We start from the raw sequence: 25,300 nt of genomic DNA on the forward strand, positions 1-25,300 counted from the left end.
ACATGACGGGAGATTTCCGGCATCCGGGACGGCGGCAGCGGGTGTACGCGCAGGGGCGGAGGAAGGCCCGGGTGGGCGTCCGGCCTACTGCGGCGGGTTGCCCGTGGAGATGCTGAGGGTGAACTCGGCGTCCTTGGCGGTGATGTCCTCCCCCGCCGGCGGGTACTGCTGCAGGACCGTGCCCTCGCCGTACGTCGCCTCGTCCACCGGGGTCTGGACCATGATCTTCCACCCGGCCGCCTGGACGCAGGCCTGCACCGACTGGAAGTTCTTGTAGGTGAAGTTCGGGACCTCGAACTTCTCCGGGTCGTCGTTCGACTCCGTCGGCTGGGTGCACTTCTTCGGGTCGATGGTCTTGGTCAGGTCCGGGCCCTTGTGGCCGGGAGCCGCGGTCTGGGTCTCCGTGGTCGTGCCCGTGCCCCCGGTGCCGCCCGCCTTCGGGTCGTCGTCCTTCTGGTTGACGATCAGGAAGACGCCGCCGATCGTGAGGAGGGCCACGACGATCGCGCCCACCAGCACCGGCGTGTTCCGCCGGGAGCCGCCGCCGCTCGGGGCGGGAGTGTGCGCCGGGGCGTACGGGGCGGGCGCCGGGGTCTGGTACTGCGCCGGCGCGGGAGCCGAGGTCTGGTACGCCGGCACAGGGGTCGGCGCCTGCTGCGGGTAGCCGTACGACGGGGCGGGCGCGGGGGTCGCGGGGCCGTACGGTCCCGGCTGGTAGGGCTGCTGCACGCCGTGCGGGGTGGGCGGCGGCGTCTGGCCGACGGGCGGGAACACCGCGGATCCGACGCCCGCGCCGCTGGTGACCGGGCCGCCCTGGACGATCACCGGGGCGCCGGTCTGACCGGCCGAGAGCACCCGCAGGCACTCGTCGCGCATCGCCGCCGCACTCGGGAACCGCTCGTTCGGGTTCTTTCGCAGCGCGCGGGCGACGAGCGCGTCCATCGCCGGCGTCACCGCCCGGTTGACGGTGGACGGGGCGACCGGCTCCTCCTGCACGTGCGCGTACGCGATGGCAAGCGGGGAGTCGGCGTCGAAGGGAAGACGGCCGGTGAGCAGCTGGAAGAGCATGATGCCGACCGAGTAGAGGTCGGACCGGGCGTCCACCGCGCGCCCGAGGGCCTGCTCGGGGGAGAGGTACTGGGGGGTGCCGACGACCATGCCGGTCTGCGTCATCGACGTGACCCCGGACTGCATGGCCCGCGCGATGCCGAAGTCCATGACCTTGACCACGCCGCGCTTGGTCGTCATCACGTTGCCGGGCTTGATGTCGCGGTGGACGAGCCCCATCTCGTGGCTGACCTCGAGGGCGGCGAGGACGTCGGCGGTGACCTTGAGCGCCTTGTCCGACGGCATCGCGCCGTACTGCTGCACGTCCGCGGCGAGGACCGAGCCGAGCGGCTGCCCCTCCACGTACTCCATGACGATGTACGGCATGACGGCGCCGTCGAGGGTGTCCTCGCCGGTGTCGAAGACCGAGACGATGTTGGTGTGCGACAGCTTCGCGACCGCCTGCGCCTCGCGCCGGAAGCGCTCGCGGAAGGACTGTTCCCGGCCGAGCTCGGTGTGCAGCGTCTTGATGGCGACCTGCCGGTCGAGCGCGCTGTCGTAGGCCAGGTACACCGACGCCATGCCGCCCTCGCCGAGTAGGTCGCGCAGCTGGTACCGGCCGCCCGCGACCGAACCGCCCGCATAGCGGCCCTGTGCGCCGTCCTGGCTCATCTGTGCTTCCCCCTAGGCGCGCGTGGCGGCGTTGATCCGGAATTTACTGGCCAAGTCTGCCCCAGGGCAGTGACACGTCAAGCCGGGTGCCCGTTCCGTGACCCTCCGCACAGGAAGCTTCGCCGAACCGTTTCCGAAGTGGCGGAGGAAACCCGCCGAATTTGCACAGGCGTACGTGGGCGGGGTTGGATGGCCGGTCCATCTCGGACCGTGATGTCGTACGGAGCCTGTAGCGTGACGACTGGACACGGCACGACAGACGACGGCGAGGACTGATGGCACCCGAATCCGGATCAGGTGGCGGTGTGCCGGACGCGTCAGCGGAGTCCTGGGGCGTCGGCGGCGTCGTCGGCGACGGCCGCTACCGGCTGACGCACCGTCTGGGCCGCGGCGGCATGGCAGAGGTCTTCGCCGCCGAGGACGTACGCCTCGGGCGCACGGTCGCCGTCAAGCTACTCCGCGCCGATCTCGCCGAGGACCCGGTGTCCAAGGCGCGCTTCACCCGCGAGGCCCAGTCCGTCGCCGGTCTCAACCACCACGCCATCGTCGCCGTGTACGACTCCGGCGAGGACCTGGTGGCCGGCCGCCCCGTGCCGTACATCGTGATGGAGCTGGTCGAGGGCCGCACCATCCGCGACCTGCTGCTCAGCGCGGAGGCCCCGGGGCCCGAGCAGGCCCTCATCATCGTCTCCGGAGTCCTGGAGGCGCTGGCCTATTCGCACCAGCACGGCATCGTGCACCGCGACATCAAGCCCGCCAACGTGATCATCACCCACGCCGGCGCCGTGAAGGTCATGGACTTCGGCATCGCCCGCGCCCTGCACGGCGCGCAGTCGACGATGACGCAGACCGGCATGGTCATGGGCACGCCCCAGTACCTCTCCCCCGAGCAGGCGCTCGGCAAGGCCGTCGACCACCGCTCCGACCTCTACGCGACGGGCTGCCTCCTCTACGAACTGCTCGCGCTGCGTCCCCCGTTCACCGGTGAGACCCCGCTGTCCGTCGTGTACCAGCACGTCCAGGACGTACCGGTCCCGCCGTCCGACGTCACGCACTCCGTGCCGCCGGAGCTGGACGGCCTGGTGATGCGCTCGCTCGCGAAGGACCCGGACGACCGGTTCCAGAGCGCAGAGGAGATGCGCGGCCTCATCCAGTACGGCCTGCAGATGCTCCAGCAGCAGGGCGGCCACACCGGCACGTGGAACACCGGACCCGTCGTGATGCACGAGGGTGGGCACACCCCCGTCGGCGGCATGGCCGCGACGAGCGCCATGGGCCACCCGATGCACGGCGAGACCGCGCAGGGCCCGCTCCTTCCGCCGATGAACCCGGACGACGGCGGGTACGGCGGATACGACGGCGGCGGTACGGGCGGCGGTGGCTACGGCCCGCAGGGCGGTGGCAGTGGTGGCGGTGGCCGGGGCAAGGTGTGGCTGTTCGCCGCGCTCGCGGTGATCGCCGTGGTCGCCGGTGTCTTCTTCGCCCTCGACAAGGCGGGCGAGAACGGCACGAAGACGGGCGTCGACAAGCCGACCGTCAGCAACACCCCCTCGAAGGCCTCCGAGGAGCCCGCTCCTTCGGAGGAGCCGTCCGAGCAGCCGTCGTCGGACCCGGGCACGTGGACCGGCGACCAGACCTGGACCACGACCCCGCCGCCGGTGACGACGACGCCGCCGACCACGACCCCGCCGCCCACCGAGCCCACGGGCGAGCCGACGACCACGACCGCGCCGCCCACCGACCCCACGGGCGATCCGACGAAGACGACCGCGCCGCCGACCGAGCCGACGGGCGAGCCGTCGACCGGCACGTCGACCGGCGCCACCGACGGCGGCAACCAGGACCCGCCCCCGACGGGCGACGACAACGGCACCGAATGACCGGTACGGGCGGGGCCTTCCCGCCCGGTCTCACCCCGTGAAGGCGTCGCGTACCGCCTCGTACTCACGGGTCCACCAGACCGCCAGGGCCGACACCGCGGGAAACTGCGGGTCGGCCCTTCGGTCGTGCAGCTGGTAGCGCCAGCGCAGCGTCCAGAAGTCGTTGAGCCGCTCCCACCACACCCGGTGCGCCGCCGCCGCCAGCTCGGCGCGGTCGGCGCCCGTCGCCCGCCGGTACGCCCGCGCGTACGCCCGCACCTTCTCCAGGGCCAGCTCACCCCCGGGCCGTACGAAGAAGATGGCGGCGGCCCTGACGGCCTCCTCGGCCCTGGGGCGGACGCCGAGCCGGTCCCAGTCGACGATCGCGGCGGGCTCCGCGCCCCGGTAGAGCAGGTTCAGGGGGTGGAAGTCGCCGTGCACCCAGCCGGCGGCCTCGGCGGGCGGCGGCCGGTGGTGGGCGTGCTGGGCGAGGAGCCTGCGCCGCTCCCTGAGCCGGTGCTCGGCGAGCGCGTCGAAGCTGTCGTGGGGGCGGTGCGCGCGGGCGAGACGGATCAGCTCATCGATGGCCAGGAACGTGTCCTGGAGGTCGGCGCTCGCACGCCCGCCGTCGTCGGCCCCGCACGTCCCGTCGGGCCCCGGGTGCTCCGGTGGCTCCATCACCCGGTCCAGGGCGGTGTGGACCTGGCCGAGGAGGGTGCCGAGGCGCCGGGAGCAGCCGGTGGAGAGCTGGGTGCCGTCGCGGTGGCGGCCGTCGATCCAGGGGTGCAGGGCGTAGCAGTGGCCGTCGATGACGGCGACCGTGCGCCCGGTGGCGTCGGGCAGGGGCGGGGCGACGGGCAGGCCGAGGGCGTGCAGCCGCTGGGTGGCGCGGTGCTGGCGGGTGATGGTGGCGCGGTCGGCGGTGGGGGCGTCGAGGTGCTGCTTGAGGAAGTAGGTGCCGCGGGTGGTGGAGAGGCGGAAGCCCCGGTTGAGGAGCCCCTCGGCGACGGGTACGCACGCCAGGGGCTCCCCGGCGTGCCGGTGGCGGCGCAGCAGGGCGCCGACGGGCGGGGCGGGTGTGGCGTGGGGGGCCCTGCCGGGCGCGGGGACGGCGGGCCGGACGGGCGCTGCGGCGGGCCGGACGGCGGGTGCCGCGGCGGGCTGGACCGGTGTGACGGCGGGCCGGACGGGTCCGGCGGCCGGCCGGGCGGCTGGGATGCCGGGTCGGGCGGGTGGGATGGCACCGGGTCGGGCGGGTGGGATGGCACCGGGGCGAGCGGGTGGGGCGCCGGGGAGCCGGGCGGCCGGCGAGGCGAGCGTTTCAGATGAGCGCGGCACCCGCCAGATGTTAGATCACGCTACGTGGTGGAGGTGTCGCCGCACGGAACGGGCGGCGGGACGGGTTGCCGGGGTCTCGCTCGCGTAGTCGAGCGCGTGGAGCGTCACGAACTGAGGTTCGATCCGCATGTAGACCGGGGTGAAGGGTTCGCCGTCCACGAGCTCGGGCTCGGGACCGAAGGCCGCGCGTTCCTCCTCGGTCGGCTCGACGATCTCGGCGGTGCCGGTGAACTGCACGGACCAGAGGTGCTCGGAGCCGGAGTCGAAGTTGTCCGCGCCGTACGCGACGACGCTGCCGCTGCAGGCGCGGTGGTAGCCGAGCCCCCGGTGCATCAGGAGCAGGACGCGGCCGTCGACCACGATGTGGCGGGCGGGGGCGACGAACGGCATCGCCCGCATGCTCGTCGCCACCCGGCCGTAGGAGACGCGGTGCAGCAGCTCGAGGGCGCGGATCTCGTCGGTGGACATGGCATCCACTCTCCGCCAGCGACACCGTGTCGGGAAAGGGGCCCCCGCCCCGCCTTCGGAAGGACGTAGGTCCCGAATGGGGCCCCAGGGGCTCTGCTGGCCCGTACGGGTGAAGAAACGGCCCGCACCTCAGTGCGATGCGGGCCGCGCCAGTGCGATGCGGGCCGCGTCCCGTCAGTGGCGCTCGGCCTGGAGCCGTGCCACGTACGCCGCCGCCTGCGAGCGCCGTTCCATGCCCAGCTTCGACAGCAGGCTGGAGACGTAGTTCTTGATGGTCTTCTCCGCGAGGTGGAGCCGCTCGCCGATGACCCGGTTGGTGAGGCCCTCGCCGATCAGGTCCAGGATCCTGCGCTCCTGGTCGGTCAGGTTGGCGAGCCTGTCGTCACGCTTCGGGTTGTTGCCGTCGCGCAGCCGCTCCAGGACCCGGGCGGTGGCCACCGGGTCGAGCAGCGACTTGCCGGCCGCCACGTCCCGTACGGCGTTCAGGAGTTCGTTGCCGCGGATGGCCTTGAGGACATAACCCGAGGCCCCGGCCATGATCGCGTCGAAGAGCGCCTCGTCGTCGGCGTACGAGGTCAACATCAGACAGTTGATGTCCTCGTCCCGCGAACGGATCTCCCGGCACACCTCGACCCCGCTGCCGTCCGGCAGCCGGACGTCGAGCACAGCGACGTCCGGGCGGGTCGCGGGGATCCTGACCAGCGCGTCCGCCGCCGTCCCGGCCTCGCCGACCACCTCGATGTCGTCCTCCACGGAGAGCAGCTCGTGGACGCCGCGCCGGACCACTTCATGGTCGTCCAGCAGAAATACCCGGATTTTTCCTTCTTCGCGCACGCGGTCAGTCTCACATATTGGCTCTTCCCGTGCCCGGGGTGCGCGGGATAACGTGCCGGATGTTCCGGCGGCCCTCTCGGCCGTTGCCGACGCGCTGACCAGCCGCTGTTCCCGCTTTTCTCGATTTACTTGGAAATCCAAGCAAAATCGCAGGTCAAGTGGGGTTTCGCGGTAATGCCGCGCTGTGGGTAACGTGCCTATGACAGGGCGCTCGCCGGGGCACCTGTCACGCCCGACCCCGGCCGCGTCGCACCCACCCCGTGCGAAGGGTACGGATAAGGCGGAGAGCCGCACTGGCCTTGCCCGGCGAACCCGGGGGCCGGACCGACGGAGGAGCACGCACGTGACCGTGGAGAGCACTGCCGCGCGCAAGACGACGCGACGCAGCAGCGGCACCAAGCGCACCGCTAGCGCCAGCACGAGCACCACCAAGAAGACGAGCACGCGCGCCGGGGCGGAAGCCACGGAGCCCGAGCTGGTCCAGCTGCTGACGCCCGAGGGAGAGCGCGTCCAGCACCCCGACTACGACATCGACCTGAGCGCCGAGGAGCTGCGCGGTCTGTACCGCGACATGGTTCTCACGCGTCGTTTCGACGCCGAGGCGACCTCGCTTCAGCGCCAGGGCGAGCTGGGCCTGTGGGCCTCGCTGCTCGGCCAGGAGGCGGCCCAGATCGGTTCCGGCCGGGCCCTGAGGGACGACGACTACGTCTTTCCGACCTATCGCGAACACGGCGTCGCGTGGGTCCGGGGCGTCGACCCGACGAATCTGCTGGGAATGTTCCGCGGTGTGAACCACGGTGGCTGGGATCCCAGCAGCAACAATTTCCACCTGTACACGATCGTTCTCGGTTCGCAGACCCTGCACGCCACCGGCTATGCCATGGGTATCGCCAAGGACGGCGCGGATTCCGCCGTGCTCGCGTACTTCGGTGACGGTGCGTCCAGCCAGGGTGACGTCAACGAGTCGTTCGTCTTCTCCGCGGTCTACAACGCCCCCGTCGTGTTCTTCTGCCAGAACAACCAGTGGGCCATTTCCGAGCCCATCGAGAAGCAGACGCGCGTCCCGCTCTACCAGCGCGCCGCCGGTTTCGGCTTCCCCGGTGTCCGCGTCGACGGCAACGACGTCCTGGCCTGTCTGGCCGTGACCCGTTCCGCCCTGGAGCGGGCCCGCCGTGGCGAGGGCCCGACCCTCATCGAGGCGTTCACGTACCGCATGGCCGCCCACACCACCTCCGACGACCCGACCCGCTACCGCCGTGACGCGGAGCGCGCGGAGTGGGAGGCGAAGGACCCGATCCTGCGTCTGAAGGCGTACCTGGAGAACGAGGGCCACGCCGACGCGGCCTTCTTCGAGGCGCTGGAGGCGGAGAGCGAGGCGCTCGGCAAGAACGTCCGCGAGGTCGTCCGCGCCATGCCCGTACCGGAGCACATGGCGATCTTCGACCACACGTACGCGGACGGGCACGCGCTCGTCGACGAGGAGCGCGCGCAGTTCGCCGCCTACCAGGCGTCCTTCGCGGCCGGAGAGGGCGAGTAATCATGGCTGTTCAGAATCTTCCTCTCGCGAAGGCGCTCAACGAGTCGCTGCGCAAGGCCCTGGAGACCGATCCCAAGGTCGTCATCATGGGCCTGGACGTCGGCAAGCTCGGCGGTGTCTTCCGGATCACCGACGGCCTGCAGAAGGACTTCGGCGAGGACCGGGTCGTCGACACCCCGCTCGCCGAGTCCGGCATCGTCGGCACCGCGATCGGCCTCGCCCTGCGCGGCTACCGGCCGGTCGTGGAGATCCAGTTCGACGGCTTCGTCTTCCCGGCGTACGACCAGATCGTCACCCAGCTGGCGAAGATGCGGGCCCGGTCGCTCGGCACGGTGAAGATGCCGGTCGTCATCCGCATCCCGTACGGCGGCGGCATCGGCGCGGTCGAGCACCACTCCGAGTCCCCCGAGTCGCTCTTCGCGCACGTCGCGGGCCTCAAGGTCGTCACCCCGGCGAACTCCTCCGACGCCTACTGGATGCTCCAGCAGGCGATCCAGAGCGACGACCCGGTCATCTTCTTCGAGCCCAAGCGCCGCTACTGGGACAAGGGAGAGGTCGACACCGAGGCCTTCCCCGGCGAGCTGCACAAGGCCCGTGTCGCCCGTGAGGGCACGGACCTCACCCTCGCCGCCTACGGCCCGATGGTGAAGACCTGCCTGGAGGCGGCCGCCGTCGCCGCCGAGGAGGGCAAGTCGGTCGAGGTCGTGGACCTGCGCTCCATCTCGCCGCTCGACTTCGACACCATCCAGGCCTCGGTCGAAAAGACCCGCCGCCTGGTCGTGGTCCACGAGGCGCCCGTCTTCTTCGGCTCCGGCGCGGAGATCGCCGCCCGGATCACGGAGCGCTGCTTCTACCACCTGGAGGCCCCCGTCCTGCGGGTCGGCGGCTACCACGCGCCGTACCCGCCGGCGCGCCTGGAGGAGGAGTACCTGCCGGGTCTCGATCGCGTGCTCGACGCCGTCGACCGCTCGCTGGCGTACTGAGGAGAGCACCGTGACGATCCACGAATTCAAGATGCCCGATGTGGGCGAAGGTCTGACCGAGGCCGAGATCCTCAAGTGGTACGTCCAGCCCGGTGACACGGTCACCGACGGCCAGGTCGTGTGCGAGGTGGAGACGGCCAAGGCCGCGGTCGAGCTGCCGATCCCCTTCGACGGCACCGTCCACGAGCTGTGCTTCCCCGAGGGGACGACGGTCGACGTCGGCCAGGTCATCATCTCGGTGAACGTCGGCGGCGGGGCCCCGGAGGCCCCCGCGGCCCCCGTGGCCGAGGCCGCTCCGGCAGCCGCACCCGTACCCGCGCCCGTGCCGGCCCAGGAGGACGAGGAGCCGAAGGGCCGTCAGCCCGTCCTCGTCGGCTACGGCGTGGCCGCCAGCTCCACCAAGCGCCGTGCGCGCAAGGCGCCGGCGGGCACGGTCCCGGCGGCTGCGGTCCCGGCCGCCGCCGTACCCGTGGCGCCCGTCGCCGTCTCCGTACCGGAGCAGCTCAACGGGCACGGGCCGGCCGCCGGGCGGCCGCTGGCCAAGCCGCCGGTCCGGAAGCTCGCGAAGGACCTCGGCGTCGACCTGGCGACGGTCACCCCGACCGGCCCGGACGGCGTCATCACCCGTGAGGACGTCCACGCGGCGGCCGCTCCGGCGCCCGCGCCGGCCGTCGAGGCCCCGGCCCCGACGCCAGTGGCGGCTCCGGCTGCGGCTCCGGCTCCGGCCGCGGCGCCCGCGCCCGCCCTGTCGGCCGAGGGCCGGGAGGCCCGGGAGACCCGTGTGCCCGTCAAGGGCGTACGGAAGGCCACGGCGGCGGCGATGGTCGGTTCGGCCTTCACCGCTCCGCACGTCACCGAGTTCGTGACCTTCGACATCACGCGCACGATGAAGCTGGTCGAGGAGCTCAAGGCCGGCAAGGACATGGCGGGCCTGCGGGTCAACCCGCTGCTCCTCATCGCCAAGGCCGTCCTGGTCGCGGTCCGGCGCAACCCGGAGATCAACGCGGCCTGGGACGAGGCGGCGCAGGAGATCGTCCTCAAGCACTACGTGAACCTGGGCATCGCCGCGGCCACCCCGCGCGGTCTGCTCGTGCCGAACATCAAGGACGCGCACGCGCAGACCCTGCCCGAGCTCTCGGCGTCCCTGAGCGAGCTGATCTCCACAGCCCGCGAGGGGAAGACGACCCCTGCGGCGATGCAGGGCGGCACCTTCACCATCACCAACGTGGGCGTCTTCGGCGTCGACACCGGTACGCCCATCCTCAACCCCGGCGAGTCCGCGATCCTCGCGGTCGGTGCGATCAAGCTCATGCCGTGGGTGCACAAGGGCAAGGTGAAGCCGCGTCAGGTCACCACGCTGGCCCTCTCCTTCGACCACCGACTGGTCGACGGCGAGCTCGGCTCCAAGTTCCTGGCGGACGTCGCCGCGATCCTGGAGCAGCCGAAGCGGCTCATCACCTGGGCGTGACACTCCCGTCTGACCGTTTCACGTGAAACAGTCCCTAACAGTCCCCCTTGGGGCCGTTGAGACCGTTTCACGTGAAACAGGCCCGTCCGCGATGCGGACGGGCCTGTTTGTTGCACCTCTGTTGTATCTATGCTGTGCGCATGCCAGCCGCCCCCGTCAAGCCGCCCGCCGCGGCCGACCGTGTCTACATGCACGTCAAGCAGGCCGTACTCGACCGGCGCTACGAGGGAGGCAGCTTCCTCACCGAAGGCGAACTCGCCCTCGCCGTGGGGGTGTCCCGGACCCCCGTCCGCGAGGCGCTGCTCAAGCTGGAGATGGAAGGGCTGCTGAAGCTCTACCCCAAGAAGGGCGCCCTCGTCCTCGCCGTCTCCGCCCAGGAGATCGCCGACGTCGTCGAGACCCGGCTGCTCGTCGAGGAGTTCGCCGTCCGCCGGGCCGTGCCCGCGCCCGCCTCGCTCGTCGAGCGGCTCGAAGAACTCCTGGAGGAGCAGAAGCAGCGCGCCGAGGCCGGTGACCTCGCCGAGGTCGCCGTCACCGACCGCTGCTTCCACGCCGAGATCGTCCGCCACGCCGGGAACCAGATCCTGTCCCGCCTCTACGACCAGCTCCGCGACCGCCAGCTGCGCATGGGCGTCGCCGTGATGCAGTCCCAGCCGGACCGCGTCGCCAAGAACATCACCGAGCACGCCGAGATCCTCGACCGGATCAAGGCCGGTGACGTGGAGGGCGCCGCGCACTGCGTCCGCCAGCACCTCACCTGGGTCAAGGTCCTGGTCCGGGGGGAGGACCGGTGAGCAGGTCCCACGGCTCCGCCGTCACCCTCCCCGGCGACCCGCCCGGCGGCCGCCGCGCCGCCCTCGTCTGGGGCGTCGGCGTCGCCGTCTACTTCGTCGCCGTCATCTTCCGTACGTCGCTCGGTGTCGCCGGACTCGACGCCGCCGAGCGCTTCGACATCAACGCCTCCGCGCTCTCCACCTTCTCCATCCTCCAGCTGCTGGTCTACGCGGGCATGCAGATACCCGTCGGCCTCATGGTCGACCGGCTGGGCACGAAGAAGGTCCTGGTCCTCGGTGTCGTCCTGTTCACCATCGGCCAGCTGGGCTTCGCGCTCTCCCCCTCGTACGGCACGGCCCTGGCCGCCCGCGCGCTCCTGGGCTGCGGCGACGCCATGACCTTCATCAGCGTCCTGCGGCTCGGCAGCCGCTGGTTCCCCGCCCGCCGCGGCCCGCTCATCGGCCAGGTCGCCGCGCTCTTCGGCGTCGCCGGCAACCTCGTCTCCACCGTCGTCATCGCCCGCGCCCTGCACGGCCTCGGCTGGACGACCACCTTCGTCGGCAGCTCCCTCGCGGGCGTCGTCGTCCTCGTCCTGCTGCTGCTCTTCCTCAAGGACCACCCCGAGGGGTACGAGCCCCAGCCGGCCACCCACGCGGGCGCGGCCTTCGTCCGCCGTCAGATCGTCGAGTCCTGGCGGGAGCCCGGCACCCGGCTCGGCATGTGGGTGCACTTCACCACCCAGTTCCCCGCGATGGTCTTCCTGCTGCTCTGGGGACTGCCGTACCTCGTCGAGGCGCAGGGTCTCTCCCGGTCGACCGCCGGGGGCCTGCTCACCCTGGTCGTCCTGTCGAACATGGTCGTCGGCCTCGCGTACGGGCAGGTCATCGCCCGCCACCACGCGGCCCGCGCCCCGCTCGCCCTCGGCACGGTCGCGGCCACCGCCCTGCTGTGGGCGGCCACCCTCGCGTACCCCGGCGACCACGCGCCGATGTGGCTGCTCGTCACGCTCTGCCTGGTCCTCGGCGCCTGCGGTCCTGCCTCGATGATCGGCTTCGACTTCGCCCGTCCGGCGAACCCGCCGGAGCGTCAGGGCACCGCGTCGGGCATCGTCAACATGGGCGGTTTCACGGCCTCGATGACGACGCTGCTCGCCGTCGGCGTCCTGCTCGACGCGACCGGTGACGACTACCGGATCGCGTTCTCGTCCGTCTTCGTCCTGGAGGCGGTCGGCGTCGTGCAGATCCTGCGCCTCAAGGCCCGCACCCACCGCAGGGAGCGGGAACGGCTCGTCGCCAGCCGCGTGGAGGCCGTGCACGTCCCCGTGTAGCGCCCAAGGCCTGATCCAAACGACAGGCCCTAGCGGGGCGTCACAGCGAAGTTGTCGAGGATCGCCGCCGCGAGCCCCTCGTCGCCCTCGGTCTTGACCCGGTCGGCCACGTCGGCCGGCCGGACCCGGCCGCAGGCGAGCCGTACGAACGTCTCCCAGTCCGTCGCGAGCGTCACCGCGGGGCCCAGCGACGGTGCGCCGTCGATCGAACCGCGGCCCTCCGCGTCGACCCGTACCGTCCGCAGGAACTCCACCGGACCGCTCACGTCGAGGACGACCGCCGAGGAGGGCGGCGCGCCCGCGTCCTTGGCGACCACCTTCGGCAGCGCCTCCAGGAGCACGTCCCGCGTCACGTGCGCGCCCGCCGAGTCCAGGTTGCCCGGCACACCGAGCGCGACCCGCAGGTCCTGCTCGTGCACCCACACGTCGAAGGCGCGCATCCGGTAGGCCAGTTCCAGGGACTGCTCGGCGCCGAGGGGGGCGCGGATCAGATGCTCGGGGGAGCGGTTCTCGTTGCGGAGCTGCCGGGCCCGGCGGATGAGGATGTACTCCAGCTCGGAGGTCATCTCCGGCGCGGTGTGGTGCCGCCGCACATCGACCTGGACCTCCATGTAGCGCGCGAAGTCACTGCGTACGTGGTACAGATCGCGCGGCAGGGAGTGGATCGGCCGCGGATCGCCGAGCATCTCCGTCTCCATGCCGATCACATGGGACACGATGTCCCGAACCGACCAGCCGATGCACGGTGTCGGCCGGTTCCACTCGCCCTCCACGAGCGGCTGCACCAGCTCGGCTATCGCCTCGATGGAGTGGGTCCAGGCGTCGGCGTAGTTCTGGAGGCTGGGATGGACGGTCACGGGACCCCTCGGCGGTTCTTCGGTGCGCGGGCTGAAAACACGACTGGGTGGGAGGCTCGGACGCTAAGTTACGCTGCCCGGAGGCACCCCGGCAGTGCTTTCGTGTGACGATCGTAGGCCTGTGTTGACGGCTCGAATGCCAGGACGGTGGTAGTGTGCGCGCCTCGCTGATCCAGATCGCGGTAGACCCGGACGAACCGGTCGACGCCAGGCGTGCCCGCGTGGCCCGTCTCGTACGGGCGGAATCCGGCCGCGCCGACCTCGTCATCCTGCCCGAACTGTGGCCCATGGGCGCCTTCGCGTACGAGTCCTTCGCCGCCGAGTCGGAGCCGCTGAACGGCCCCACGCACCGGGCGATGGCCGCCGCCGCGCGCGACGCCGGGGTCTGGCTGCACGCCGGGTCCTTCGTCGAGGCCGAGGGCGGTGCCCTCTACAACACCTCGCTCGTCCTCTCCCCCGACGGCGAACTCGCCGCCTCCTACCGCAAGATCCACCGCTTCGGCTTCGACAAGGGCGAGGCGGTGATGATGGCCGCGGGCGAGGACCTGGTCACCGTCGATCTGCCCCAGCTCACCCTCGGCGTCGGCACCTGCTACGACCTGCGCTTCCCCGAGCTCTTCCGCGGGCTCGTCGACGCGGGCGCCCAGGCCTTCGTCGTCCCGGCCGGCTGGCCGGCCCGCCGCCGCGCCCACTGGAGCCTGCTCGCGCGGGCCCGCGCCGTCGAGAACCAGGCGTACGTCCTCGCCTGCGGTACGGCGGGCACGCACGCCGGCGTCGAGCAGGCCGGGTACTCCGTCGTCGTCGACCCGTGGGGCGAGGTCCTCGCGGAGGCGGGCCCCGACGAGGAGATCCTGAGGGTCGTCCTCGACCCGGCGAAGGTCACCACGACCCGCGAGCAGTTCCCGGCCCTGAAGGACCGGGTGCTCGGGGTCGCGGCGCCGAAGCGGGCCTGAGACCCCGCCCCCGCCGGGCCTCACGCCTGCGTCGCTGCCGCCGGGCCTCACGCCTGCGGCGACCCCGCCGGGCCTCACGCCTGCGCCGGTGCCTGTTCCCGGACGAGTTCGCCCTCGTCCGGGAGGAGGCCCGTCAGCTCCTGCCAGATGTCCTTCGGGGCGACGTGGCGCAGCCGGAACGGGCTGCCCGCGCTCGCCCCGCCCTCCGCCATCGGCTCGGCGGGCAGCTCGCGGAGCCAGTAGCCGAGCGGACCGCAGTCCCAGGCGGCGACCGCGCGGGCCGACACCCCCTGCACCCCGTCCTGACGGCCCTGCCAGGCCGCGGTCATGCGCCAGTTGGAGCGCAGCTCCACGATCAGCTCCGCGAGCCGCACGGCGGTACCGTCCGCCGCCCCGGCCGCGCGCAGCGCCTCGGCGACCTGGACCCGCTCGTCCGCGCCGGGCGCCGACGCGGCCTTCTCCAGGGCCGCGAGCCCCGCCTCCAGGACGCCCACGGTCGTCTCGACCACCTCGCCGCCCGCCTCCGCCGCACCGGACCGGCGCAGCCCGATCAGGTCGGCGAGCGTCCACACCACGGTCCGCGGTTCGACGAGCCGGTACTCGGCCTCCTCCTGGCCGGGCCAGGTCTCGTGGCAGACGACGTGGTCCGCGCCGATGAGCACCCCGTGGTGCAGCGTGCCCTGCCGGCCGCCCGCCTCGAGGGAGACGATCACGGCCGGCTGCACGAGGGTCTGCATCAGGGGCAGCAGGAGCGCGGACAGCTCCCCCGCCCCGTTCGTGAGCCCGCAGTCCCGCAGTCGCGCCGCGGCGGGCGCCATGGACTCCGGGACCGGCTGACCGGTCGCCAGCTGGGCGAGGACGAAGACCTCGTCGTCGTTCAGCCGGAAACGGGATCGGGTCACGTCGAAGGAAGGCATGTGTCGCTCACTCATGTAGGTCGGGTGGGGACGGGGGCCGGTGGGGCCGTTGGGTCCTATGGGGCTCAGTACTGGGACTCGGTCCAGAAATGGGTCGCGCGGGAGATGCCCGCCTTCACCGCGCCGACCCGTGTCAGGACGGAGCGGTCGACGCCCGCGAAGATCAGGGCGAGGGCCAGGTCCCCGCCCTCGGCGCGCCCGGAGACCTGGACGGACAGCCTGCGGTTCTTGCCGCGTCCGGACTCGCGGACGGTGATCGTGACCCCGGGGTCCTCGTCGTCGGCCTGGCGGGTCAGGACGTAGCCGCTCTTGTCGAGGGCCGCGAGCCGGTAGTGGTCGCCCGCGTACCGCATCGTCAGGGCGCGCTGTTCGAGGGTGGCGCCGAAACGGTTCCGGTCCACGTACACCATCCGGTCGCCGACCCGCAGCGTGGACCGGTTCAGGGTCGGCAGCTTGAGCCCCTCGGCGTGCATCCCGCGCGACTCGAAGGAGGTGGTCGGCAGCAGCCCGCCGCGCACCTCCGAGACGATCGACTCGGGCGTGGTGCGGGTCATGGGACAGGTCAGGACGATCTCGCCGAACTCCGGCGAGACGCCCCGCCAGCCCGCGCGGTAGTCGTGCCGGTTCCCCTCCTTCCACGCCTGGAGCTCGAACGGGGTGACGTTGGTGTGCATGAACGGATTCCTTTACGGTCACGGTCACGGGCGCGGCCGGCATCGGGCTCGGTCGAACGGGCTCAGTCGAACGGGCTCAGTCGAACGGGTTCAGCGCGCTGCCCAGCTTCTTCGCACCGCTCGCGATCCCCGACCCCACGTCGGAGGCCTTGTCGCCGATCCAGTCGCCGGCCTGATCCAGACCCTTCCCGATGGCCTCGTGGTTGTCCCAGATCAGCGCGGCACCGTAGGCCACGCCGGTGCCGACGGCGAGCCCGAGGGTGACCGGGTTCGGGGCCACCGTCAGGGCCGTCATGGAGGCGCTGAACGCCGTCCCGGTGAGGTCGGAGGCGAACTTCGCCGGATCGGCCTTGATCATGTCCGTGTTGTACGTGGCGAGGTTGGCCACGCCGTACGCGGTGGCGGCCACACCGCCGACGACACCGGCGCCGCGGATCCAGCCCGCGGCCTTGGCGGCGTTGGCGAGTCCGCCGTTCTGCGCGACCTTCACCAGGTTGGCCTCGGCGGCGGTCGGCATGAAGAAGGCGCCGTTGCGCATGAACCCGCCGAGCATGGCGGCCTCGTCGGAGCCGGTCAGCGCGGTCGCGAGACCCGGCGGCACCTTGCTGAGCATGCTGCCGGGAGCCGCCCCGGCCAGCCGCATGTTGAAGTGCTTGGACAGGAAGGTGCCGGGCGCGGTCGGATGGACGAACGGCGGCCGGATCGCCTTGGACAGCTTGTACGAGTAGAGGCCGGCCGATGTCAGGGCGCCCGCGAACGCGCCCGCCGTGATGGTGCCCTTGGTGAACCCGGCCACCAGGTCGGCCAGTTTCTCGTTGCCGGTGAGCTTGGCGATGCCGTCGCGCTGGAGCCGTGCGACGTAGTCGTCGAGCGTCTCGTTATCCTTCATCTTCAGCCAGGCGAGGTTCATCCGGTCGTCCTTGGCCTTGTCGTCGGCCGCGGAGACCTTGCCGGCGTCACCGTTGAACCCGGTGCCGAGCGTCTCGTCGTTCTTGTTGCCGTAGCCGTCCTTGACGACGGCCTCCAGGTCCTTCTTCAGGTCCTGGTCGGCGAGGTCGAAGGCCTTCACGCAGCCGGCCAGGTGCTCGGTCCAGGCGGCCTCGGCATCGCGGACGCTCTTGGCGCCGTCCGGGTCGTGGTGCAGCGCGCTGCGCTCGCTCGGCGAGAGCCGCTCGTAGTCGTAGGCCACCCTGCCCTGCTCGGACACCTTCATCCCGGCCTTGACGGCGTCGGCGCGGGCGTTCTCCAGCTGCTTCTTCAGCTCGGTGAACTGCTCGTGGGCGTTGCGCAGCAGCGTCCCGGTGGCCTTCGCCTGCGTCTGGGCAGCCTGGTACTCGTAGCGGGTCGCCGTGAAGTTGGTGTGGGCGGCGGTCGCGCTCTCGCCCAGCCAGGTCTGCGCCGTCGTCAGCGACTGCACGCTGTCGCGGTAGCGCTCCTCGACCTTGTGCAGCTCGGCCGCCATCTCGGTCCACTTGTCGGCGGTGGCGGAGAGCTTGCCCAGGTCGGTCGTCATGATCTCGGAGTACGTCAGCATGTCCGCGGCCCTCTCAGTACTGCTCGATGCGCGAGGTCGGCCGGACCCCCGCGATACGGGCGCGGGTGTCGATCTCCTGCTGGCCGAACGAGAGGGCGGCGCCGCGCAGGGCGGTCTTCTCGGAGGCGAGCCGGGCGAGGAGGTTCTTGACCTGGTTGTCCCATGTGGTCTCGACGGTCTTCAGACCGGCGGCGGTGGCCCAGCCCTCGAATCCGCTGACGGCGGCGGTCGTGGCGGCGTCGGCCCACTTGGCGGCCTTCGCCGTGTCCGGCTCCAGCTCGTTCTCGATGGTGTTCGCCGCGGCCTTCTTCTTTGCTGGTGCGGTGGCGAGGTTCGGCGCACCGCCCGAAGCACCCCCGCCGCCTCCACCGCCGCCACCGTCGAGCTGGTTCAGCCGCGTACCGACCGGGTCTTGCGGCGTCGTGCCGGACCGCATTCCGGCCCAGTCCTCGTCAAAGCCCATGTCGCTGCGCCCCCATGAAAAAAAAGATCATCACTTTGCAGGTGCACCGTATGTTTCCGTGGCGACGCCCGAGACGCAAGGTGCGATCTCCCGTGCCTGATCAGAGCGTGATGCCCCGCAGGGAGGCCCGCACGGGTGCCGGACCCGGCGTGTACTCCGCCCAGGCCGCCGCCAGTCTGACCACCGCCTCCGTGAGCCCCTCGGGCGGCAGCAGGAAGTGCAGGCGCAGATGCCGCACGCTGCCGCCGAGGGCGTCGGTCGTCGCGCCCGGCAGGACGGCCACCCCGTGCCGGAGGGCGAGTTGGGCGAAGGAGACGCCGTCGCCGTGCGGGAGCCGCACCCAGAGGGTCTGGCCGCCGGTCGCCGGCGCGCAGGACCAGGAGGGCAGCAGCCGGGCCAGCTCCGCGCGGAGGTGGGCGTGACCCGCGCGCAGATCGCGCAGCCGGGCGTCCCGTACGGCCGTGAACCCGTCGAGGATCCTGGCCGCGACCAGCTGGGACGCCACGTCGCAGCCCAGGTCGTGCAGGGCCTTCAGGCGGGCGAGCCGGGAGACCAGGGGCGCCGGGCCGCGCACCCAGCCGATGCGCAGGCCGCCCCACACGACCTTGCTGAGCGAGCCGACGGCGATCACCTCGCCGTACGAGGAGAGGGAGGGGTGGGACGACTCGAGGACCCCGTCGGTGGCGTCGGCGTCGAACGCCAGGTCGCCGAGGACCTCGTCGTCGACGAGCGGCACCCCCAGCGCGTTCGCCGCCTCCACGAGCCGGCGCCCCGCGAGCGGCGGGAGGACCGTCCCCGTGGGGTTCTGGAACCGGGCCACCACAAAGGCCAGGGACGGCCGGTGATCCTCCATCACCCGCACCGCCTCCGCCACGTCGAGGCCGTCGGGCCCCACCGCCACCGGCAGCGGTACGGCGGCCGCCTCCCGGAACAGGTCGAGCGCCCCCGGATACGTCGGCGCCTCCACGAGCACCCCGTCCCCGGGCGCGAGGAGCAGCCGGGCGAGCAGCGACAGCGCCTGCTGCGCCCCGGTGGTGACCAGGATCTGCCCCGGCTCGGTCGGCACCCCCCGCGCCGCGTACCGCGCCGCGACCGCCGTCCGCAGCACCGCGAGACCGGCCGGGTAATAGCCGATGTCGCCGTCGGGAAGGACGAGCGTGCGGTACGCCTCCGCCAGTGCGGGCGGCGGCTGGGTGGGCGCGGCGCAGCTCAGCAGGATCACGTCGTCCGGCGCCTCCAGGAGGTGCAGGAACAGCGGGTTCGACGTCTCCGTCACCCGGGGCGTCTCCGGAGCGAGCGCCGCGCGCGCGACCCGGGTCCCGCTGCCCTGCCGCCGTACGAGCCGCCCCTCCTGGCGCAGGGTGTCGTAGGCGGCGACCACCGTCGTACGGCCCACGGACAGGGCCTGCGCGAGCCGCCGGTCGGGCGGCAGGAGGGTGCCAGGGGGCAGCGCGGCCTCGTCGATCAGGCGGCGAGCCGGGCGGCGAGCAGCAGGTACAGCGGCCCGCGTCCGGCCGACCAGCGGCCGAGCCGGGCGGTCAGGTCGGTGACGGACGCGTCGATTGGCTCCATTGCCGAACCAATCTGCCGGTATTGGACCTGGGAAGGCAAACAGCCCGTCCACAGACTGATCACATGAGCCACGCCGACTCCGAAGAAGCCACCCTCCACGCCGAGGTCCGCCCCGGGGTCCGCCCCGAGACCCTCGCCGTCCACCCGCCGCACGTCGAGATCACGGGCAGCCGGCCCCTCGGGGTCCCCCTCCACCAGGGCCACGTCTTCGCCTTCGACTCGGCCGACGCCCTCGCCACCGCCTTCACCTCCGGCGACGCCTTCCTCTACAGCCGCCTCGGCAACCCCACCGTCCGTACCCTGGAGGACGCGGTCGCCCGCCTGGAGGGCGGCACCACCGCCCTCTCCTTCGCCTCCGGCATGGGCGCCGTCAACGCCGTCCTGCTCGGCCTGCTCTCCAGCGGCGACCACGTCATCGCCCAGTCCTGCCTGTACGGCGGTACGTACGCGGTCCTCACCGACCTCGCCACCCGCTGGGGCGTCGACGTCACGTACGTCTCCGGCACCGACCCGGACGAGGTGCGCGCGGCCCTGCGCCCCACGACCCGGCTCCTCTACCTGGAGACCATCGCCAACCCGACCACCCGCGTCTCCGACCTGCCCGCGCTCGCCGCCGTCGCCGCCGGGGCCGGGGTCCCGGTGGCCGTCGACAACACCTTCGCGTCGCCGCTCCTCTGCCGGCCCCTCGACCACGGCGCCGACATCGTCGTCCACTCCGCCACCAAGTATTTGGCCGGGCACGCGGACGTCCTCGGCGGCGTCGCCGTCTTCAGGAACCCGGAGCTGTACGGGCGCGTCCGCCACCACGCCGTCGAGCAGGGCGCGTCCACCGACCCGTTCGCCGCCTGGCTCACCCTGCGCGGCATGCAGACCCTGTCCCTGCGCATGGAACGGCAGTGCGCGAGCGCCGCCGACCTCGCGGCCAGGCTCGCCGCGCACCCCGCGGTCGAAGCCGTCCGCCACCCCGCGCTCGCGAGCCACCCGGACCGGGAGATCGCCGCACGCCTGCTGCCCCGCGGAGGCGGCGGCGTCGTCTCCGCCGACCTGGCGGGCGGCCGGGAGGCAGGCCGCGTCTTCGTCGAGGCGGTGCGGCTCGCCGCCCTCAGCGTCTCCCTCGGCGACGTGAAGACCCTGGTGATGCACCCGGCCTCCACCTCGCACCACCAACTCGACGCGACGGCCCTGGCGGCGGCCGGGATCGGCCCCGGCACGGTCCGGATCTCGGTCGGCATCGAGCACGTCGAGGACCTGTGGGACGACCTGGAACAGGCGCTGGAGAAGGCCGCGTAACCCCTGAAGAAGGCCTCCGCTCAGTCCTCCCGCTCAGTCCTCCCGCTCCCGCTCGGCCATCCGGATCACGCACACCGCCACGGCGACGAGCAGGGCGGCGTCCGCGTCCTCGCGGACCACGTTCACCGCGTACGTCTCGCGGACGTGGAACCACTGGCGGGAGATGTGGGCCAGGAGTTCACCCTCGTACTCGACGGTGAACTCCCGGTCCAGGATCCGGCCGCTGACGTCCAGTTCGGTGCCCTCGACGAGCGTCACCCGGAAGTGGTTGCGCAACAGCGAGAGCCGCTTGCGGCGGACCGACGCGAGCGGCCGGTCGTCGCGCTCGATGGTCATGGCGTCCCGCAGGCTGAACATCTTCTGCCGCAGCGTGATCAGGACCCGCCCGTCGGGGTCCTTCAGCTCCAGGGTGTCGCGCAGCCGCAGCGCCTTGCCGTCGACGAGGAAGGCGTGGCGGCCCTGCTCGTCCTCGATCCAGTAGTCGTCGCCGATCGCGAAGATCTTGTCCCGTACGAGATATTTCACGCCGGTATGCCTGCCCGTACGAGCGGTGCTTCTCACCCGAAGTAGCGGGTGAACGCGTCCGGCGTCGCCCCGAGCACCGGGCCGAACGGCGAGTCGAGCTGATGGATCAGCAGCACGGTGAACGCGATGAAACCGGCCAGGCCCATCACCATCACCACGTGGGTCGCGCTCCGCCTGATCCCGAAGAGGAACATGAACGCCAGCGTCAGCGCGCCGCCGATGATGAGGCCCGTCCACAGCACGGGGGAGAGGCGCTCCTGCGCCGCCGCCTCCCGGCCGCGCCGGGCGTCGTCGACGTAGCCGAGCTGGGCCAGGACCTCCTGGGCGGCGATCTGGTGGGGCACCTTCGCGGTCTCCCCCACCTCGCCGGCCTGCCGCAGCCGTTCGAGGAGCTGCCAGCCGGTCTGGTCGAGCGGTTCGCGCGCCGCCATCACCGGCCACTCGACGGACACGACGTGACCGGCGTACGTCCGGGCCGCGTCGCGCAGCGGCTGCCGCCGGTCGGCGGGGAGGGCGTCCGCGAGCAGGTACGTCTGGTGCAGGGCGCTCGCCTCGTCCTGTACGTGGTCGGCGGCGGAGGAGCGGGTGTCCCAGACGGAGACCAGGCAGAGTCCGAGGACGACGGCGTAGAGGACCGACACCATCATCGCGATGTACTCGGCGACGTCCTCTCGCGGCTCCTCGTCCGCGCCGAGCGGGAAGAGCCGGGTCTTGGCGACGACGGCGAGGGCGGCGACGAGGGCGACGCCGAGGACGACGACGAGCGTTTCGAGCAGGACCACGGTCAGCTTCTCCGGTTGCCGAGGAGGGCGGCCGCGACGGCCGCCGGGATCAGGAGCAGCAGGAGCGTCGTCGCGACCCCCAGCTCACTCGCCTCGCGCCCCCGCCGCCGCACCCGCCCGAGGAACCCCTCGGAGTCGAGCGCGGCGGCCCGGTGGGCGGAGGGAGGGGAGGGAGGGTCGGCGGCGCGGTCGGCACCGACACCGACATCGCCGACACCGACACCGCCGGCCCCGGCCCCCGCAACAGGCGCCACGCCGGCCCCCACGCCGGCGCCAGGGCCGACCCCGGCGGCGCCGACCGCGGCCTCGCCGCCGGGCGGGTCGAGGGGAGGCCCCTGAGGCATGACGCCAGGGGCCACGGCGACGGGAGGAGGTGCTGCAGCGGGAGGCGGGGCGGCCCCGGTCCCGGCCCCCACCCCGGCGACCCTTTCGGGCAAGGCGGCAGCCCCAGCGGCCCCAGCGGCCCCAGCGACCCCATCAGCCCCGGCGGCGACCCCAGCGACCCCATCAGCCCCGGCGGCCCCGGGACCCCTCACGCCAAGGCCGCCAGCGTCCCCGACCGACCCACCACTCCCCGGTACGGGCTTCCGTGCGGAAGCCTGGTGGGGCGCCACCGAGAAGACGACGGACGACCGGGCGACGAGCGTCGGCGCCCGTACGCGTCCGCCGCCGGGCCCGTAGGTGGTCACCCGGTCGCTCCCGGAGACGAGCCCCGTACTCCGGTGGGTGCCCGGAGGCCGCCGCACGGTGGCCGTACAGCGGGCCGAGGCGCCGGGGGCGAGCACCGGAACGGTCCCGGGCCGCCCCGCGCAGTCCACGGCACCGCCGCGCAGCCCGAGGGCGGTGTCCTCGACCCGCACCGCGTGAAGGGGCCGGTTCCCGCGATTGGTCACGGTGTACGTGAGGGTGGCCGCGCCCCGCCCGGAAGCCCCGGAAGCCCCGGAAGCCCCGGAAGCCCCGGGAGCCGCCCGACCCGGCGCCCCGGCGCCGCCGCGCCCCGGGGCCCCGAACGTCACCCGCTCGGTGAGCGCGAGGCCCCCGACGACCCCGGTGTACCCGGTGCGGGCGGTCGCGGTGAGGCGCCGCCGGAGCGAGGGGACGGCGCCCTCCGCGCGGACGGTCCCGCGGTGCGCCCCGGGCGCCGCGCGGAACCTGGCCACGCACTCCAGCTCCCCGAGCGCGGTGAGCGGCCCGCCGGGGCAGCGCACGGACCCGGAGGGGACCTGGGGGTCGACGACCTGCACCCCGTACAGGTGCGCCTCCCCGCGGTTCACGAGGCGGTACCGCTTCACGACCTGCCCGCCGGCCCGGAGAGCGGGCGGCCGACGCCCGGTCTGCCCCCGCCCGTTCACGGTCACGGTGACCCGCAGGTCCCCGTCCCCGACCCCACCGGCCCGGGCCGCGGTGGTGGGCAGGGCCAGACAGGGCACAACAAGCAGCACCACCAGAAGCCACCGTGTAGCCGTCGGCAGCAAAAAGTCCGATGATCTGACAAAGCGCTCCATCATGCCCGCCATGCTGGCCACCGACCACCCCGACCCCGTCCCCGGACACGCAGCCCCGCCCCACCCCGCCCCGACTTTCCACCCGTACGGCACCCTTGACCCATGAACGACTCCACGCCCGCGACCCCGCCCCGCCGTGCCCGTGTCCGTGCCCCTGAGCTGATCGGCAAGGGGGGCTGGCTGAACACGGGAGGAGACGACCTGACCCTCGCCGACCTGCGAGGAAAGATCGTTCTGCTCGATTTTTGGACCTTTTGCTGCGTCAACTGCCTGCACGTGCTCGACGAGCTCCGGGAGCTTGAGGAGAAGCACCGGGACACGCTCGTCATCGTCGGGGTGCACTCGCCGAAGTTCGTGCACGAGGCCGAGCACCAGGCCGTCGTCGACGCCGTCGAGCGGTACGAGGTGCACCACCCCGTACTGGACGACCCGGAGCTCGCGACCTGGAAGCAGTACGCCGTGCGCGCCTGGCCGACGCTCGTCGTGATCGACCCCGAGGGGTACGTCGTCGCCCAGCACGCCGGTGAGGGGCACGCCAACGCGATCCGGACGCTCGTCGAGGAACTGGAGGCCGAGCACGAGGCCAAGGGCACGTTGCGGCGCGGGGACGGGCCGTACGTGGCGCCCGAGCCGGTCGCGACCGACCTCCGGTTCCCCGGCAAGGCGATCCTGCTGCCGTCCGGGAACCTCCTCGTCTCCGACACCACCCGGCACCAGCTCGTCGAGCTCGCCGCGGACGGCGAGACCGTCGTGCGGCGGATCGGCGACGGCGTCTTCCGGGAGCCGCAGGGCCTCGCCCAGCTGCCCGACGGCAGGATCGTCGTCGCCGACACGGTGAACCACGCCCTGCGCGTGTTCGATCCCGAGACCGGCGCGATCGAGCTCGTCGCCGGTACCGGGAAGCAGTGGTGGCAGGGGTCCCCGACCTCCGGGCCCGCCCTCGACGTCGACCTGTCCTCGCCGTGGGACGTGGCCTGGTGGCAGGGCAAGGTGTGGATCGCCATGGCCGGCGTCCACCAGCTGTGGACGTACGACCCCGAGGCCGGGACGGTGGAGGTCGCCGCCGGCACCACCAACGAAGGCCTCGTCGACGGGCCCGCCGCCGAGGCCTGGTTCGCGCAGCCCTCGGGGCTCTCGGCCACCGACGACCGGCTGTGGATCGCCGACTCCGAGACCAGCTCCCTGCGCTGGATCGACCCCGAGGGGGTCGTCCGCACCGCCGTCGGCACCGGCCTCTTCGACTTCGGTCACCGCGACGGCGCCGCGGGCCAGGCCCTGTTCCAGCACCCGCTGGGCGTGACGGCCCTGCCCGACGGCTCGGTCGCGGTCAGCGACACGTACAACCACGCCCTGCGCCGTTACGACCCCGCCACCGGTGAGGTCACCACGCTCGCCACCGATCTGCGCGAGCCGAGCGACGCGGTCCTCGTCGACGGCGACATCGTGGTCGTCGAGTCCGCCCGGCACCGGCTGACCCGGCTGCGGCTCCCCGAGGAGGCCGTCCGGGTCGAGGCGGTCGCCCACCGCACCAAGCGCGAGGCCACCGAGGTCGCCCCCGGCCGCCTCCGCCTGGACGTCGTCTTCCAGGCCCCCACGGGCCAGAAGCTGGACGAGCGCTACGGCCCCTCGACGCGGCTCCTGGTCTCCTCGACCCCGCCCGAGCTGCTGCTCGGCGGCGAGGGCACGGGCACGGACCTCTTCCGTGAGCTCGACCTGAACCCGGAGCTCACGGAGGGCGTCCTGCACGTCTCGGCGATGGCCGCGTCCTGCGACGACGACCCTGCCAACGAGTACCCGGCCTGCCACGTCCACCAGCAGGACTGGGGAGTTCCGGTGAAGGTCACGACCACCGGTACCGCCCGCCTCCCCCTGATCCTCGCGGGCATGGACGACTGAGGAGCGATGCCCGGTCGCCTTCCCG

General features: G+C 72.5%; 22 protein-coding genes. 9 read left to right on the forward strand and 13 right to left on the reverse strand.

Features of this window, described 5'->3' with window-relative positions; translation table 11 throughout:
• Positions 1–84 precede the first annotated feature (84 nt).
• A complete protein-coding gene (locus ACIA8N_RS19020) occupies positions 85–1,719 on the reverse strand; it encodes a protein kinase (protein WP_365786999.1) in 1,635 nt (544 codons plus the stop codon).
• Positions 1,720–1,994: 275 nt separating this feature from the next.
• On the opposite strand from ACIA8N_RS19020, the gene ACIA8N_RS19025 reads away from it, so the two are divergent.
• Positions 1,995–3,599 (forward strand): protein kinase, encoded by a 1,605-nt coding sequence (locus tag ACIA8N_RS19025; RefSeq protein ID WP_365787001.1) that lies wholly within the window; start codon positions 1,995–1,997, stop codon positions 3,597–3,599.
• A 30-nt stretch (positions 3,600–3,629) separates the two neighbouring features.
• On the opposite strand, the gene ACIA8N_RS19030 is transcribed toward ACIA8N_RS19025, so the two are convergent.
• From ACIA8N_RS19030 to ACIA8N_RS19040, 3 genes are all read right to left on the reverse strand, one after another.
• The gene (locus ACIA8N_RS19030; protein ID WP_365787035.1) at positions 3,630–4,634 is read right to left on the reverse strand and encodes a phosphotransferase; all 1,005 of its coding nucleotides are present in this window, start codon (positions 4,632–4,634) and stop codon (positions 3,630–3,632) included.
• Between the two features lie 297 nt (positions 4,635–4,931).
• On the reverse strand, positions 4,932–5,384 hold the full coding sequence (locus ACIA8N_RS19035) for a pyridoxamine 5'-phosphate oxidase family protein (RefSeq protein ID WP_365787003.1): 453 nt from the start codon (positions 5,382–5,384) through the stop codon (positions 4,932–4,934).
• 174 nt (positions 5,385–5,558) lie between these two features.
• Entirely contained in the window at positions 5,559–6,218 is a 660-nt protein-coding gene (locus tag ACIA8N_RS19040) for a response regulator transcription factor (RefSeq protein ID WP_365787005.1), read from the reverse strand.
• Between the two features lie 343 nt (positions 6,219–6,561).
• Here ACIA8N_RS19040 and pdhA point away from each other — a divergent pair, with 343 nt between their 5' ends.
• From pdhA to ACIA8N_RS19065, 5 genes are all read left to right on the forward strand, one after another.
• Positions 6,562–7,755 (forward strand): pyruvate dehydrogenase (acetyl-transferring) E1 component subunit alpha, encoded by a 1,194-nt coding sequence (gene pdhA / locus ACIA8N_RS19045; protein ID WP_030210270.1) that lies wholly within the window; start codon positions 6,562–6,564, stop codon positions 7,753–7,755.
• Positions 7,756–7,757: 2 nt separating this feature from the next.
• Positions 7,758–8,738: an alpha-ketoacid dehydrogenase subunit beta gene (locus ACIA8N_RS19050; RefSeq protein ID WP_030555741.1), complete on the forward strand. Its 981-nt coding sequence runs from the start codon at positions 7,758–7,760 to the stop codon at positions 8,736–8,738.
• A gap of 31 nt (positions 8,739–8,769) precedes the next feature.
• Positions 8,770–10,206, forward strand: coding sequence for a dihydrolipoamide acetyltransferase family protein (locus ACIA8N_RS19055; protein WP_365787037.1), 1,437 nt, complete (start codon positions 8,770–8,772; stop codon positions 10,204–10,206).
• A 140-nt stretch (positions 10,207–10,346) separates the two neighbouring features.
• The gene (locus tag ACIA8N_RS19060) at positions 10,347–11,000 is read left to right on the forward strand and encodes a GntR family transcriptional regulator (RefSeq protein ID WP_365787007.1); all 654 of its coding nucleotides are present in this window, start codon (positions 10,347–10,349) and stop codon (positions 10,998–11,000) included.
• A complete protein-coding gene (locus ACIA8N_RS19065; protein ID WP_365787009.1) occupies positions 10,997–12,307 on the forward strand; it encodes an MFS transporter in 1,311 nt (436 codons plus the stop codon). Before ACIA8N_RS19060 ends, ACIA8N_RS19065 begins: the two co-directional genes overlap by 4 nt.
• Positions 12,308–12,336: 29 nt before the next feature.
• Here ACIA8N_RS19065 and ACIA8N_RS19070 read toward each other — a convergent pair whose 3' ends face one another.
• Entirely contained in the window at positions 12,337–13,164 is an 828-nt protein-coding gene (locus ACIA8N_RS19070) for a maleylpyruvate isomerase family mycothiol-dependent enzyme (RefSeq protein WP_030210256.1), read from the reverse strand.
• A gap of 155 nt (positions 13,165–13,319) precedes the next feature.
• On the opposite strand from ACIA8N_RS19070, the gene ACIA8N_RS19075 reads away from it, so the two are divergent.
• The gene (locus ACIA8N_RS19075) at positions 13,320–14,117 is read left to right on the forward strand and encodes a carbon-nitrogen family hydrolase (RefSeq protein WP_365787011.1); all 798 of its coding nucleotides are present in this window, start codon (positions 13,320–13,322) and stop codon (positions 14,115–14,117) included.
• Positions 14,118–14,191: 74 nt separating this feature from the next.
• Here ACIA8N_RS19075 and ACIA8N_RS19080 read toward each other — a convergent pair whose 3' ends face one another.
• The 5 genes from ACIA8N_RS19080 to ACIA8N_RS19100 all read right to left on the reverse strand — a co-directional run bounded on the left by ACIA8N_RS19080 (position 14,192) and on the right by ACIA8N_RS19100 (position 19,173).
• Positions 14,192–15,049: a histidine kinase gene (locus ACIA8N_RS19080; RefSeq protein ID WP_365787013.1), complete on the reverse strand. Its 858-nt coding sequence runs from the start codon at positions 15,047–15,049 to the stop codon at positions 14,192–14,194.
• Between the two features lie 50 nt (positions 15,050–15,099).
• On the reverse strand, positions 15,100–15,708 hold the full coding sequence (locus ACIA8N_RS19085; RefSeq protein ID WP_365787015.1) for a hypothetical protein: 609 nt from the start codon (positions 15,706–15,708) through the stop codon (positions 15,100–15,102).
• Between the two features lie 76 nt (positions 15,709–15,784).
• Positions 15,785–17,242 carry a hypothetical protein gene (locus ACIA8N_RS19090; protein ID WP_365787017.1) on the reverse strand — a complete coding sequence of 486 codons (1,458 nt, stop codon included), beginning with the start codon at positions 17,240–17,242 and terminating at the stop codon, positions 15,785–15,787.
• Positions 17,243–17,255: 13 nt separating this feature from the next.
• Complete coding sequence (locus ACIA8N_RS19095; RefSeq protein WP_365787019.1) at positions 17,256–17,705, reverse strand: hypothetical protein; 450 nt, start codon at positions 17,703–17,705, stop codon at positions 17,256–17,258.
• A gap of 100 nt (positions 17,706–17,805) precedes the next feature.
• The gene (locus ACIA8N_RS19100; protein ID WP_365787040.1) at positions 17,806–19,173 is read right to left on the reverse strand and encodes a PLP-dependent aminotransferase family protein; all 1,368 of its coding nucleotides are present in this window, start codon (positions 19,171–19,173) and stop codon (positions 17,806–17,808) included.
• A 167-nt stretch (positions 19,174–19,340) separates the two neighbouring features.
• Here ACIA8N_RS19100 and ACIA8N_RS19105 point away from each other — a divergent pair, with 167 nt between their 5' ends.
• A complete protein-coding gene (locus ACIA8N_RS19105; RefSeq protein WP_365787021.1) occupies positions 19,341–20,567 on the forward strand; it encodes an aminotransferase class I/II-fold pyridoxal phosphate-dependent enzyme in 1,227 nt (408 codons plus the stop codon).
• Between the two features lie 33 nt (positions 20,568–20,600).
• Here ACIA8N_RS19105 and ACIA8N_RS19110 read toward each other — a convergent pair whose 3' ends face one another.
• Genes ACIA8N_RS19110 through ACIA8N_RS19120 form a run of 3 tightly spaced genes read right to left on the reverse strand, consistent with a single transcriptional unit; the run spans position 20,601 to position 22,218 of the window.
• Positions 20,601–21,092, reverse strand: a complete 492-nt coding sequence (locus tag ACIA8N_RS19110) for an LURP-one-related family protein (RefSeq protein ID WP_365787023.1) — start codon at positions 21,090–21,092, stop codon at positions 20,601–20,603.
• Between the two features lie 32 nt (positions 21,093–21,124).
• A complete protein-coding gene (locus ACIA8N_RS19115) occupies positions 21,125–21,874 on the reverse strand; it encodes a hypothetical protein (protein WP_365787025.1) in 750 nt (249 codons plus the stop codon).
• 2 nt (positions 21,875–21,876) lie between these two features.
• The gene (locus tag ACIA8N_RS19120) at positions 21,877–22,218 is read right to left on the reverse strand and encodes a hypothetical protein (protein WP_365787027.1); all 342 of its coding nucleotides are present in this window, start codon (positions 22,216–22,218) and stop codon (positions 21,877–21,879) included.
• A 1,263-nt stretch (positions 22,219–23,481) separates the two neighbouring features.
• Between ACIA8N_RS19120 and ACIA8N_RS19125 the strand changes: the two genes are divergently transcribed.
• Positions 23,482–25,275, forward strand: a complete 1,794-nt coding sequence (locus ACIA8N_RS19125; RefSeq protein ID WP_365787029.1) for an NHL domain-containing thioredoxin family protein — start codon at positions 23,482–23,484, stop codon at positions 25,273–25,275.
• Positions 25,276–25,300 lie beyond the last annotated feature (25 nt).

This window comes from Streptomyces sp. NPDC051822, from assembly GCF_044452745.1.
Classification (GTDB): domain Bacteria; phylum Actinomycetota; class Actinomycetes; order Streptomycetales; family Streptomycetaceae; genus Streptomyces.